Below are 12,614 nucleotides of genomic sequence, written 5' to 3'. Positions count from 1 at the left end.
GCCTGTTGCTTTCGTTTCGCAGTCCGCAGCCCGCACTCCGCGATTCTACCGCAAGTCCGCCACGCCACAGGCGCGCGCGACTAACACGGACCGACACCGCTCATCACCCGCGACCCGCCCGCCCGATACCAGAGGGCGCGGCGCTTCGCCCGGAGGACCGAACATGCCGCTCGTACCGATCGTCGTGGAGAGCCGGGGCCGCGAAGAACGCGCCTACGACATTTACAGCCGCTTGCTGAAGGACCGGATCATCTTCCTTCAGGGCGTGGTTCACGACGACATGGCGAACCTGATCGTCGCGCAGATGCTGTACCTCCAGTTTGAAGACCCGAAGCGCGACATCAGCCTTTACATCAACAGCCCCGGCGGGAGCGTGACCGCGGGCATGGCGATCTACGACACCATGCAGTTCATCACGTGCGACGTCGCGACGTACTGCATGGGACAGGCCGCCAGCATGGGCGCGATGCTCCTGACGGCCGGGACGAAGGGCAAGCGGTTCGCCCTGCCGCACGCCCGGGTGATGATCCACCAGCCGAGCGCCGGGAGCGAGGGGACCGCGGAGGAGATCCTGATCCACGCGAAGGAGTTCCTCCGCACGAAGGACACGCTGAACAAGCTGATGGCCATGCACAGCGGCCAACCGGTCGAGGCGATCACGAAGGGCACCGATCGCGACAACTTCATGTCCGCGCAAGAGGCCCGCGAGTTCGGTTTGATCGACAAAGTTCTGGAGCGGATGCCGGCCGAGACGCTCGCCGCCAACCGCCCGACAGGGGACTGATAAGAGCCTACCCTCCCCAACCCCTTCGCGTGAGCAAGGGGGGAGTCGGATGTTCTCTCGGTCTCCTTTTGGGACCGGGGGAGGGTAGATTTCTTTGGGAAGCAGGATGCGACACCACAGGCGGAACCCGCGCCGGTTCACGCACCGCAGTGCGGTCTGTGGCTGCGTCTGCGTTCTCCTCACTTTTCTTGCCGGGTGCAAAACTAATAACCGTTACGACCTGATCGAATCGGAACTCCGTACCCGCGAAAAAGAACTCGCGGACACGCGGGCCGCGCTCGACCAGTCGCGCAACTTACTCCGCGCTTACGAAGCGTCCCAGCGCCCCGCGCCCACTAACGACCGACAACCCGGCGCGACGGGCACGAGCGGCGGGGCGTTCTTCCCCGTGAAGGAAATCGCGATCGCTCGGGGGACCGGCGGTGTCGATGACGACGGCGTTCCCGGTGACGAGGGGTTGGTCGTTGTCATCGTGCCGAAAGACGAGGACGGCTCCGCGGTGAAGGTTCCGGCGCGGGCACTCATCGCCGCGTGGGAGATCACCCCCGCGGGCCTGAAGAACCCCATCGGGTCGTGGAACCTCTCGGCCGACAAACTGCGCCCGACGTGGAAAAGCGGCCTCATTAGTACTGGTTACTTCGTTGCGGTGCCGTGGCAGACGCTCCCGAGTACGGACCGCGTGCGGATCGCGGTACGCTTGGTAACTACCGACGGGCGCACGTTCGAGGCCGACCGCGACATCACCGTGAAGCCGCCAGCTCCCCCACGTGCGGGCGCTGGTGGGAACGTGTTGCCGTACCCGCAACCAACTGCACCGGACGGCCCGCGCGTGCCCACAATTCCGACCCCACCCGGGAGCGGCGGGGGCCGACAGCCGATCTTCCCGGAAATGCCGCCTCCCGGCGTACCGTCCACGATTCCGCCCGGCACGGAAGAACTCCCTCCTCCAGCGCCCTCCAACAGCGAACGCGGAGCACGGTTGTTGCCCCCCGAGAGGCCGTAAAAAGTCATCACAACAATAACGCCATGTCCACACTCTCACATTTCGACGAGTCCGGCGCGTCACGCATGGTCGATGTCGGCGGGAAAGCTGAGACGCACCGCGTCGCCCGGGCTTCGGCGGTCGTGCGCATGTTGCCGACCACCCTCGCGCTCATTCGGGACAAGCAGGTGGCAAAGGGGGACGTGCTCGAAGTGGCCCGGCTCGCGGGGATCATGGCTGCGAAGAAAACCGCCGACCTGATCCCGCTGTGTCACCCGCTCCCGCTGACGTCCGTGAAACTGGATTTCGCGTTCCCGGCGGAAGATTCGCTGCGAATCGAGGCCGCGGTGACAGTTTTCGCGCGCACGGGTGTTGAAATGGAGGCCCTCACTGCGGTTACCGTAGCAGCCCTAACGGTGTACGACATGTGCAAGGCGGCCGACCGCGGAATGGTGATCGAAGCGGTGCGGCTGGAAGAGAAGGACGGCGGGAAGAGCGGACACTTCGTTCGCGCCCCGGCGTGACTCTTCGTGGCGCGGGTTTTCGGACCCGCGGTTGCAATTGACGGTCGGCATCACGGGCGTATGCTTTCCGGGTTGCGGCACGCACCGGAAATGCGGGAGGGCCGCGCGATGGGGACCGCAATGGCAACCGTTTCGCCCGCTACTTCTGGCGGAACCGCTCCGGGGCTCGATCCCACTCACCGGTCCGGCTCGAGGGCCGCGGGTTTGGCGTTCGCCCCAGTCGCGGCCGAGATCGCCGAAGCCGAGCGCATCTTCGACAGCACGCTGGCGCCCCACCGCGGTCCGTTCGGGCCACTCATCGAGCACCTCAAACACTACCGCGGTAAGCGCCTCCGGCCGGCGCTGCTACTCCTTACGGCCAAAGCGGTTGGGAAGATCACGCCCGCGCACCACGCGCTCGCCGCGGCGATGGAGATGATCCACACGGCCACGCTCGTTCACGACGACGTGCTCGACGAAGCTGAAATGCGCCGACACGCCCCTACGGTGAACGCCGGGTGGGGCAACAAGGTCAGCATTCTGCTCGGCGACATGCTGTTCACGCACGCCTTCCACCTCACGAGCACGGTGGACGGTCGCGCGTGTCAGATTACGGGCGAAGTGACCAACCGCGTGTGTGCCGGCGAACTCAGGCAGGTCACCGAACGCGGCAACCTCGAACTGACCGAAGCCGACTACTTCGCCATCATTGACGGCAAGACCGCGGCTCTCACGGAGTGCTGCGGGCGGCTCGGTGCGCTCTACGCGGGCGCGTCCGAGGACGTGGCCGCGAAACTCGGGAACTACGGGCGCTCGCTGGGGCTGGCATTCCAGATCGCGGACGACCTGCTCGATCTGGTCGGCACCGAGGACGCCGCCGGTAAGACGCTCGGCACCGACCTCGAACAGCAGAAGCTCACGCTCCCGGTGATTCACTGCCTGAACCGCCTTCCGCCGACCGAGTCCGCAAAACTCCGCGACGCGATCCGCACAAACGCAGAGGGGCTCGGGGCGCGCGTGCTTCAGGCGCTGGAGAAGACACAGTCCATCGCCTTCGCGAAGCGCCGGGCCGAGGAACTCGCCCGTTCTGCGAAGCAAGAGTTGGAGTGCCTCCCGCGCAACGAGTGCCGCGCGATCCTGGAAGCCATCGCGGAGTGGAGCATTCGCCGGGAGAAGTAAAACAAGAACGTAGCGGTTCGTGGTGCGACAGAGGACGCACGAGTGGCAAAGTTTCGGCTAAACCGAGTTGCGCCGCCGGAGTGGGCGACGCAGCCCGATCTTAACATCACCGCCATCACGGTCGTTGAGTTCGCGGCGATTCAGCGGCACCGGACCAAAATGCTTCGGGTGGTCCAACGCGAAATCGAATCATATCTGAACGATCCGCGGTTAGTTTTTGATGGCGAAGAAGAGGGCTTTCCGCACCTCGGTCGTTTGACCGGGGCGTACTACATTGGTGGTGAGTCGTACACCGCGTACCGCGACCCGACTTCGTTTCTAATCGGTGTGATGTGCCGGTGCCTGGAGCCCCCGAAGTTCGGAGTGGCCCGCGAAGACGACTATCTTGGTCTCCACGTTTGGCTCAAATGTGTACCGCGTCGTTGGGCCTCTTTTGAAATATGTCGTAACACGGATTCATCGGTTATCTGAGCTAATTTGACCCGGCGGACCAAACCCGCGAAGAACAACCGGACCGCGATGAACCCCGAAGACCTCGACCGCTTCCTCACGCAATCGCTCGCCGATCGCAAGCTCTCCGGCGGCGAGAAATCCGCACTCACGGACTGGCTCGCGAAGAACGTGAAGTCCGACCAGCACCGCGGGCTGGTTCGGCACTCCGCGTTCGAGGTCGTGCGCCGGGCAATCGCCGATCCCGCGTCCGCCGAACTGGTGGAGTGGCTCGAAGACGTGATGAAGGTGCTCGCACCGCTCGCTTCGGTCGCTCAAACCTCCGGTGTGCCGACGGCGGGCCAAGACGAAGCGTTCTTCGCGCCGGGCGAACGGTGCCTCCAGCAGATCATTCACCGGTTCGGTCAGTGCCGGCGCACCGCGGACGTGTGCGTGTTCACGATCACCGATGACCGCATTACCCGGGCGATTCTCGATGCGCACCGGCGCAAAGTGGTCGTGCGCATCATCACGGACAACGAGAAACAACACGACGCCGGTTCGGACATCCAGAAGTTCCGCGAAGCGGGCATCGCTGTGAAAACAGACGACATGCACGGCCCCGCGGACACGGGCCTCAACGGGCACATGCACCACAAGTTCGCCATCTTCGATGGCGCGCGGCTCATCAACGGCAGTTACAACTGGACCCGCGGTGCGGCCGACATGAACTTCGAGAACATCGTCGATACCGCCGACGCGAGTCTGATCGCCGCGTTCACTGCCGAATTCGCGCGGTTGTGGAACCAGTTCTAACGGGGTACACTCGTTCTCACCCCGCAAACCTCCCCGCCACGCCCGCACGTCCCGGAGTTGTGATGACCCGCCTGTACCCACTCCTCACCGCGGCGCTGGCCATCGGTGTCGCCCTCGTTCCGTCGCGCACGTTCGTCCCCGCGGCGCAACCGCCGAAGGAGTCCGTGGGCGAGTACGTGAACAAGGGCAACCGGGCAGACAGCGCACGGGCCACGCTCGGTTCGCACAAGTTGCCCACGCTCGAGGGCAAGTGGTACTTCGCGGGGCCGTTCGACAACGCGGACCGGGTCGGTTTCGACTTCGCGTACCCGCCCGAAAAGAAGGTCGATCTGAAGGCGACCTACGCCGGCAAGTCCGGCGCGAAGGTGGCGTGGAAGGAGTACGACACGTTCCAACTGGGCCGCGTCGTCAACCTCCAGAAACTCTTCCCGGACGTGACCACCGACGCGGTGGTGTACCTCTACCACACGTTCGAGTCGCCCCGGGCGTTCAAGCTGCCCATCTCGTTCGGCAGCGATGACACCATCAGCGTGTTCGTGAACGGCAAGCGCGTGCTGCACGAGGCCCACACGCGCGCCGCCGCGCCGGACCAGGACATGGTGTTCGCCGACGTGAAGGCCGGGACAAACGAGCTGCTCGTCAAGGTGTGCCAGGAGGCGGGCGAGTGGGCCGTGTACGTGAACCCGGAACTGCCCGACGTGGTGCCGGAAACGATCCGCAAGCGCCTCGACCGCGACTTCCCGCCCAAGGGCGTCGTCGAGGCGTCGGGGGCCGCCGCGAAGAACGAATCCGCGTCGTACCGGATCGACACGGTTCCGCTGGCGAACGACTGCGTGCTGGAGGTGGGCGGGCTCGCGTTCCGGCCGGACGGCAAACTGCTCGCCTGCACGCGCCGCGGGGACGTGTACCTGATCCACAACCCGACCGCGGAGAACGTCGCCGACATCAAGATGACGAAATTCGCGACCGGGTTGCACGAGGCGCTCGGGCTGTTCGTCGAGTCCAACGACACGGTCTTCGTGGTCCAGCGCCCCGAGCTGACGAAACTCGTGGACATCGACCACGACGGCAAGGCGGACGAGTACCAGACCGTGTGCGACAAGTGGGGCGTGTCGGGCGACTACCACGAGTTCGCGTTCGGCCCGGCGCGCGACAAACAGGGGAACTTCTTCATCACGCTCAACGTCGGGTTCGGCGGCGGGCACCAGGCGAAGGCTCCGTGGCGCGGGTGGTGCGTGAAGGTCTCGCCCGACGGCAAGATGGAGCCGTATGCTTACGGCCTGCGCTCGCCCAACGGCATCAACTTCGCGCCGGACGGCGAACTGTTCTACTGCGACAACCAGGGCGAGTGGGTGGTGACGAACAAGTTACACCACCTGAAGAAAGGCGCGTTCTACGGGCACCAGGCCGGGCTCCGGTGGGTGAAGGATTCGCCGTTCGCCGGGAAGGTGCCTGAGAAGGTCGCGAGCGGGATGTGGTACGACGGCACGCAGCCCTCGCAGAAGAAGTGGAACGACCTCGGGCGCACGCTCCCGTGGGTGCGCCCGGCGCCGGTGTACCCGGACCTGGACCCGCCGTGTATCTGGTTCCCCTACGGGCGGATGGGGAAGTCCGCCAGTGAGCCGATTTGGGACACCACCGGCGGTAAGTTCGGCCCCTACGCGGGCCAGTGCTTCGTCGGCGACCAGACGAACTCCGTCGTGATGCGGGTGGCGCTGGAGAAGGTGAACGGCGTGTACCAGGGCGCGTGCTTCCCGTTCCGGAGCGGGTTGCAGTGCGGGGTGAACCGGCTGTGCTTCGCGCCGGACGGGAGCCTGTTCGCGGGCCAGACGAACCGCGGGTGGGGGTCGCTCGGCGGCAAACCTCACGGGCTCCAGCGGGTCGTGTACACGGGCGCGGAGCCGTTCGACATCCACCACATCAACTTGACGAAAGAGGGCTTCGCGCTCACGTTCACCAAACCGCTGGACCCGGAGACGATCGGCGCCCGGCCCGTGGCGGTCAGCTCGTACACCTACGCTTACAAGAGCGACTACGGCGGCCCGGAAGTGGACACGCGCGCCGAAACCGCCGGCGCCGCGGCGCTCTCGAAGGACGGCAAGACGCTGACCGTGCCGGTGGGCGGGCTGAAGAAGGGCCGCGTGTACGAACTCCGTCTCGACGGCCCGAAGTCCCGCACCGGTGAACCCGTGTTGCACCCGGAGGCGTACTACACGCTCAATGAACTGGTGAAGTGACGCGCTGCGGACTTACATAGCTTTGCGCGACACTTCATTGAGATCTAGCAAACGGCGCGGCGTAAGCCCGCCGGTGTTTTAGAGCACTACCGGCGGGCTTACGCCGCGCCGTTCGCGATTGTCAGGGCTTTAAAGCTCAATTCCACGGCATGGGCTGTTGTCCCATATCGCCTTTTGCACTGTCCCCTCGACCGTTACGCTTAGCGACTACATGAACCAGCTCAACCCGTTCGATCTCGCGTTCACCGACCCGGCGCACCCGTTCCACGTCCACCACATGGAGACGGCGCTCGAGGAAGCCGGCACCGCGGCCCAGGAAGACGAAGTACCGGTCGGAGCGGTCATCATTCACCCGGAACTCGGGGCGATCGGGCAGGCGCACAACATGCGCGAGCAGCTCAACGACCCGACCGCGCACGCGGAGATGATCGCGCTCACGCAGGCCGCCACCGCGCTCAAGTCGTGGCGCCTGGAGAAGTGCATCCTGTACGTCACGCTCGAACCGTGCCCGATGTGCGCCGGCGGGATCGTCCAGGCCCGGGTGCCGATGGTGGTGTACGGCTGCACCGACCCGAAGGCCGGGGCGTGCCACACGCTCTACCAGATCGCGAGCGACCCGCGGTTGAACCACCGCGCCGAGGTGGTCGGGGGCGTCCTCGCGGACCGGTGCTCCGCGCTCCTCACCGACTTCTTCCGCCGGAAGCGCGAACTGGGCAAGAAGTGAGCGGCCCGCACAATCGGCGCCACCCGCACCTCTCCCGGAACCTTCGGCGCCCGTTCGCGCGGATCGGCGCTCACATTCGCGGCCGCGCGTTGTTAAACTAAAAGTTAAGTTTCGCGCCCGCCGCACCGGAGTCGCACTCATGTGGCATCGTTTCGTCGCGGTCGTCGGCCTCGCGCTCGCCGCCGGCCCCGCCCCGGCCCAATTGAACAACGTGTACTCGAAGGCGGTCCCGCCGGAAAAGGCGGCGCTCGACCGGCTGAACCTGCGCGCCGAGTGGAGCGTGGTGGTCCCGGTCGAGGGCACCCGCGACACGCTCTCGCAGGTCCAGACGATCGGCGACCAGGTGTTCGTGCAGACCCGGGCCGGGGTGCTCATCGCCATCGACGCGCTCACCGGGCGCCTGCAGTGGGCGGCGCGGCTGGGCAACGGGACGTCCGGGACCGCGTACCCGGTCGCGGCCAACGCGAATTTCGTGTTCTGTGCTCACGTCACCAAGTTGTACGCCTTCTACCGCTACACCGGGGTGACGGAGTTCGTGGCCGAGCTCGGCTCCACGCCGACCACCGGACTGGCCGCGGACGACACGGCCGTGTACTGCGTGCTGGGGGTGCGCCCGGGGAACGCGGGCGCGCACCGCGTCGCCGTGTTCGACATGCCCCGCCCGATCACCATAAACGCATCGGGCAAAGGGGGCGACCAGCTCGATCAGGGCGCGAAGAAGAGCGACACCAATCCCATCGATGACCTGCTCAGCCGGTACTCCCCGGGTACGAGCCTGCCGCCGAACGAGGGGTTCGAGCAGACGGTCCGGCCGCGCGTTCTCGAGGCGCCCGTGGGCGGGTCCGCCGGGTCGAAGACGCCGTCGCTGAGTACGCTCCCGAGCGTCATGCCGCCGTACTCGCTCGAGAACCGGTCGCCGGCCGTGTCGCTCGGCTTGCTGCCGTCGCTGCGGCAGCCGTACCACCTCCGGAACGAGGCCGGGCGGTACATCCAGAGCACGCCGTCGCTGAGTTCCATTCCGCCGTCGATCGCCGGGGCCATGCTGCTGAGTGACCTGCGACCGAAGGCGGTCGAGCCGCCGGTCCGGTGGCAGTACGGGCTCACCAGTCGGGTCATTTACCCGATCATCCTCACCCCGACGCGCGCGTGGGCGGTGACGGACGACAACACCGTTCTGGCGCTCAGCAAGCGGACCGCGCTGGGCAACGTGGTCACAGAGGTGAGCGAGCGGCTCACCTCCGCAATCCCGGCTGCACCCGTCGCGAGCGGGACGACCCACTACATCCCGTTCGCCAATGGCACCCTGATCGCTCTCGAAGCGACCGGGGGAAACCTGGCCGGCGGGATCGCTCCCAAGTGGCGCTCCAACCCGGGCGGGATCAATAACCATTCCCCGTTCGTCACGAAAACGCACCTCTACGCGGCCGGCGACAACAGCGGCGTGGTGTGCCTGAACCGGGAGACCGGGAACGTCGTGTGGCGGTCGGACGACAGTGCCGATCGCGTGATCGGCGCGAACGAGGAGCTGCTCTACGTCCGCGACCGCCAGGGCCGGTTCCTGGTGTTCGACGCGAAGCGCCCCACCGACCCGGCGCGCCAGAAGTCCGGGCCGCTCGGGACGGCCAACTTCAGCGAGTTCAACATTCACATCGTGAACACGGCCTCCGACCGCGTGTACCTCGCCGCCGACAACGGGCTGATCGTGTGCCTCCGCGACGCCGCGGCCAAGTACGCCAAGCCGATGACCATCTGGCCCGCGCCCGAAGTGAACCAGACCAAGGTGATCGGCGTGGACACGCAACCCGGCAAGGGCGGTACCGAGCCGAAGAAAGACTCCGAGCCGATGAAAGAGAAAGACCCGGAGCCGAAGAAGAACCCGGAACCGAAGAAGTCGTAACCCCGCGTATGCGGCGCGAGTACAGACCTAACTCGCGCCGCACACCAGTCTTCACATCGGATTGCCACAAATCCATCGCTGGGCGCAAGAACCGGATAGTTCCCCGCTCACCCCTCGAGGTATCGTAAGCACGGAGGTGCCGCGATGCCGACTGTCGCCGATCCCGATACCGTTTCGCTCGTCGCCGATCTGTGCGACTACATCCGCGCCAATCTCGAAACACCGCTGACGCTCTCCCATCTGGGAAAGCAGGCCGGTCTCAGCCCGGCGCACCTCCAGCGCGTGTTCAAACGGGTCGTCGGTCTCAGCCCGCGCCGGTTCGCGGACGCCTGCCGACTCGACCGACTCAAAACGAAACTCAAGAAGGGCGATACCGTGACCACCGCGATGACGGCCGCCGGCTACGGGTCCAGTAGCCGACTCTACGAGCGCGCTGCGGACCAACTCGGCATGACGCCGGGCCAGTACCAGAAGGGCGGACCGGTCGCGATCCGGTTCACCACCGCGAAGTGTGATCTGGGCTGGGTGCTCCTGGGCGCGACGGAGAAGGGGATCTGCTGGTTGAGTTTCTCCGACAGCGACGAACGAGCGGAAGCCGGGCTGCGGGCCGAGTTCCCCGCCGCGGCCGTCGCGCGCAACGACGCCGAACTGGAACCGTGGCTCGCGGAACTTCAACGGCACCTCGCCGGCGACCAACCGCACATCGAACTACCGCTCGACGTGCGCGCGACCGCGTTCCAGCGCCGCGTGTGGGACGCGCTGCTCGCGATCCCCTACGGCGAAACGCGGAGCTACCGCGAAGTGGCCGAAGCCATTGGCGCCCCGACCGCGGCGCGCGCGGTGGCCCGGGCGTGTGCCACCAACCCGGTTGCGGTGATCGTGCCGTGCCACCGCGTTATCGGCACCGATGGCAAACTCCACGGCTACGCCGGCGGACTTCATCGGAAGAAGAAACTGCTGGAAACCGAGCAGAAGAGCTAGATCAGAGGTCAGAGATCAGAGATCAGAGGTCAGAGATCAGAGGTCAGAGGTCAGAGGTCAGAGATCAGAGATCAGAGGTCAGAGGTCAGAAGACAGCGTAGGGGTAAGAAGACTGTAATGGTCGGAACATGCGTTTGCTCCGAACCCAAATTCCTGTCTTCTGCTCTCTGTCCTCTGTCCTCTGTCCTCTGTCCTCTGTCCTCTGTCCTCTGTCCTCTGTCCTCTGTCCTCTGTCCTCTGTCCTCTGTCCTCTGTCCTCTGATGGTGAGGTCGGTATGTCCGAAAACCGCGACGACAACCTCCCGCCGAACTTCCTCATCTCGGTCGGGTCGCAAGTGGTGTTGCGCTACGATCGGCGCGTTCCGGGTACGGAGGTCATCAAACCTGCGGGTACAGTGGGCGAAGTCGCCGAGGCGCCCGAGTCGAACGACCGGCCGTACCTCGTGCGGTTCCTGGACGGCGCGTCCTTCCGGTTGAAGTTTGGGGAACTGCTCGTTCGGCGCGGGGATCACAGCGTCGAAGCGACCGCGACCGCCGGGCCGGACGTGTCCGCGTTCGTGGTGTACCGCGTGATGTTAGGGTCGCGGGCGTTCGGGCTCGCGACCGAATCCTCGGACGAGGACCGGCGCGGCGTGTTCCTGCCGCCCGCCGACTGGCACTGGTCGCTCACCAAGCCGCCGGAGCAGGTCGAGTTCTTTGCGGAGGGTGTCGAGGAAGTGGACTGGGAGATCGAGAAGTTCGTCCGGCTCGCGCTCCAGGCGAACCCGAACATTCTCGAGGTGCTCTGGTCGCCCGCCGTGCTGCACGCCGACGAAACGGGAACGGAACTGCGCGGCATCCGCACCGCGTTCCTCTCGCGGCACCTGTACCGCACCTACTCCGGGTACGTTCTGTCGCAGTTTCGATTGATGAAGAGGGGATTTGCCACGAACCGGCACTACAAGCCGAAGCACGCGATGCACCTGATTCGGCTCCTGCACAGCGGCATTTACGCGCTCCGCGACGGCGACATTCGGGTGGACGTGGGCGAGCACCGCGACGAGTTGCTCACCATTCGACGCGGCGAAGTGCCGTTCGAGGCGGTCGAGGCCCGCGCGCTGGAACTGGACCGCGTGTTCCAAGAGGCGTTCGCCGGTTCCAAGCTCCCGGACAAGCCGGACACGGAGCGCGCGAACCGGTTCTTGATCGCGGCCCGGCGCCGGCGCGTTTAGAAGCAGAAGGATGAGCCGCGGATAACACCGATAACGCGGCTCGGACAACGAGAGCGATTTGTAGCTCCGCAGGGACCACGAGTAACCGAGGGGCTTGGTTTAACGAGCCGCGACCGCGAGGGAGCGGGTGCCGGGACCGCCCTGTGTTGGGTGCGAGCGCCGGGGGCGGTGGGGCCTCCCGCTCCCTCGCGGTCGCGGCTCGCTCCAAACCACCCGAACCGGATTCGATTTTTAACACGCACTACGTAATTGGCTCGATCAGCGATTGCGTTTTGACGACGGCAAACTCTTCCGGGAACGTGTGAAAAGCGTTCACGCTCAGACATTGGGGCAGGGCTTCGACGATCACGACGCCGATCGGTGACAGCCCGATGCGGTTGTTCTCCGGGCCGTGGAAGACGAGCCCCTTGCGCGCGCCGTCGGCGAGCAGTTCCGCGTGGACGTGAATGAACTGTTCCGGTTTCAGCACTTCGACCTGGGCCGATACCTGGTACCGCACGGTGGGGAACACACAGTTCCCGCGCCGCCCGCCGTCGAACCGGTGGGCGAGCCGCAAGCCCGTTTCGGGCAGGTCCGCTCCGGCGGTCGCAATGATCTCTTCCAAATACGTACCGGGACCGGCCCAACTCAGGGAGTGCCCGGTGCGCGTGAGCCGGACCGTGAGGCGCGCGCCGGCGTGCGGCACGGACTTCACGGCCACCACATCAAATAGTTCGGGGTGCAGCGGGCGGTCGTAGAGCCGGAACTCGAGTTCCGCGACCGCCGGCCGCACCAGGGGCGCGCCCATTCGGGTTCCTCCGGGTCGAGGAATTATAACCGCGCCCGTAAAAACAGGAACGGGAGCCCAAAGGCTCCCGTTCGTGCATCGGTC

Annotated in this window: 11 protein-coding genes; 10 read left to right on the top strand and 1 reads right to left on the bottom strand. The window is 65.7% G+C overall.

Annotated elements, in window-relative coordinates:
- The first annotated feature begins 163 nt into the window (after nucleotides 1-163).
- The 10 genes from J8F10_RS17870 to J8F10_RS17825 all read left to right on the top strand — a co-directional run bounded on the left by J8F10_RS17870 (nucleotide 164) and on the right by J8F10_RS17825 (nucleotide 11,743).
- The gene (locus J8F10_RS17870) at nucleotides 164-784 is read left to right on the top strand and encodes an ATP-dependent Clp protease proteolytic subunit (RefSeq protein ID WP_210655917.1); all 621 of its coding nucleotides are present in this window, start codon (nucleotides 164-166) and stop codon (nucleotides 782-784) included.
- Between the two features lie 106 nt (nucleotides 785-890).
- On the top strand, nucleotides 891-1,787 hold the full coding sequence (locus tag J8F10_RS17865) for a hypothetical protein (RefSeq protein ID WP_210655916.1): 897 nt from the start codon (nucleotides 891-893) through the stop codon (nucleotides 1,785-1,787).
- A gap of 23 nt (nucleotides 1,788-1,810) precedes the next feature.
- Nucleotides 1,811-2,290, top strand: coding sequence for a cyclic pyranopterin monophosphate synthase MoaC (gene moaC, locus J8F10_RS17860; protein WP_210655914.1), 480 nt, complete (start codon nucleotides 1,811-1,813; stop codon nucleotides 2,288-2,290).
- A 120-nt stretch (nucleotides 2,291-2,410) separates the two neighbouring features.
- Nucleotides 2,411-3,448, top strand: coding sequence for a polyprenyl synthetase family protein (locus J8F10_RS17855; RefSeq protein ID WP_210655912.1), 1,038 nt, complete (start codon nucleotides 2,411-2,413; stop codon nucleotides 3,446-3,448).
- Nucleotides 3,449-3,925: 477 nt separating this feature from the next.
- Nucleotides 3,926-4,693 carry a phospholipase D-like domain-containing protein gene (locus J8F10_RS17850; RefSeq protein WP_210655910.1) on the top strand — a complete coding sequence of 256 codons (768 nt, stop codon included), beginning with the start codon at nucleotides 3,926-3,928 and terminating at the stop codon, nucleotides 4,691-4,693.
- Between the two features lie 62 nt (nucleotides 4,694-4,755).
- Nucleotides 4,756-6,930, top strand: a complete 2,175-nt coding sequence (locus J8F10_RS17845) for a DUF7133 domain-containing protein (protein WP_210655908.1) — start codon at nucleotides 4,756-4,758, stop codon at nucleotides 6,928-6,930.
- A gap of 211 nt (nucleotides 6,931-7,141) precedes the next feature.
- Nucleotides 7,142-7,654, top strand: coding sequence for a tRNA adenosine(34) deaminase TadA (gene tadA, locus J8F10_RS17840; RefSeq protein WP_246523425.1), 513 nt, complete (start codon nucleotides 7,142-7,144; stop codon nucleotides 7,652-7,654).
- A 139-nt stretch (nucleotides 7,655-7,793) separates the two neighbouring features.
- Entirely contained in the window at nucleotides 7,794-9,551 is a 1,758-nt protein-coding gene (locus J8F10_RS17835; RefSeq protein WP_210655906.1) for an outer membrane protein assembly factor BamB family protein, read from the top strand.
- A gap of 144 nt (nucleotides 9,552-9,695) precedes the next feature.
- Nucleotides 9,696-10,532: a bifunctional transcriptional activator/DNA repair enzyme AdaA gene (locus J8F10_RS40355; protein ID WP_210655904.1), complete on the top strand. Its 837-nt coding sequence runs from the start codon at nucleotides 9,696-9,698 to the stop codon at nucleotides 10,530-10,532.
- 275 nt (nucleotides 10,533-10,807) lie between these two features.
- A complete protein-coding gene (locus J8F10_RS17825; RefSeq protein ID WP_210655902.1) occupies nucleotides 10,808-11,743 on the top strand; it encodes a nucleotidyltransferase domain-containing protein in 936 nt (311 codons plus the stop codon).
- A gap of 241 nt (nucleotides 11,744-11,984) precedes the next feature.
- Here J8F10_RS17825 and J8F10_RS17820 read toward each other — a convergent pair whose 3' ends face one another.
- Entirely contained in the window at nucleotides 11,985-12,530 is a 546-nt protein-coding gene (locus J8F10_RS17820) for a DUF2617 family protein (RefSeq protein ID WP_210655900.1), read from the bottom strand.
- Between the last annotated feature and the right edge of the window lie 84 nt (nucleotides 12,531-12,614).

Origin of the sequence: Gemmata palustris (genome assembly GCF_017939745.1) — a bacterium.
Classification (GTDB): Bacteria; Planctomycetota; Planctomycetia; order Gemmatales; family Gemmataceae; genus Gemmata; species Gemmata palustris.
This window is presented reverse-complemented; position numbering and strand designations above follow the sequence as displayed.

What these genes read in the sequence shown, in the direction of transcription:
- J8F10_RS17870 (WP_210655917.1), top strand. Translation starts at nt 164, where the DNA reads ATGCCGCTCGTACCGATCGTCGTGGAGAGCCGGGGCCGCGAAGAACGC.
- J8F10_RS17865 (WP_210655916.1), top strand. Translation starts at nt 891, where the DNA reads ATGCGACACCACAGGCGGAACCCGCGCCGGTTCACGCACCGCAGTGCG.
- moaC (WP_210655914.1), top strand. Translation starts at nt 1,811, where the DNA reads ATGTCCACACTCTCACATTTCGACGAGTCCGGCGCGTCACGCATGGTC.
- J8F10_RS17855 (WP_210655912.1), top strand. Translation starts at nt 2,411, where the DNA reads ATGGCAACCGTTTCGCCCGCTACTTCTGGCGGAACCGCTCCGGGGCTC.
- J8F10_RS17845 (WP_210655908.1), top strand. Translation starts at nt 4,756, where the DNA reads ATGACCCGCCTGTACCCACTCCTCACCGCGGCGCTGGCCATCGGTGTC.
- tadA (WP_246523425.1), top strand. Translation starts at nt 7,142, where the DNA reads ATGAACCAGCTCAACCCGTTCGATCTCGCGTTCACCGACCCGGCGCAC.
- J8F10_RS17835 (WP_210655906.1), top strand. Translation starts at nt 7,794, where the DNA reads ATGTGGCATCGTTTCGTCGCGGTCGTCGGCCTCGCGCTCGCCGCCGGC.
- J8F10_RS40355 (WP_210655904.1), top strand. Translation starts at nt 9,696, where the DNA reads ATGCCGACTGTCGCCGATCCCGATACCGTTTCGCTCGTCGCCGATCTG.
- J8F10_RS17825 (WP_210655902.1), top strand. Translation starts at nt 10,808, where the DNA reads ATGTCCGAAAACCGCGACGACAACCTCCCGCCGAACTTCCTCATCTCG.
- J8F10_RS17820 (WP_210655900.1), bottom strand. Translation starts at nt 12,530, where the DNA reads ATGGGCGCGCCCCTGGTGCGGCCGGCGGTCGCGGAACTCGAGTTCCGG.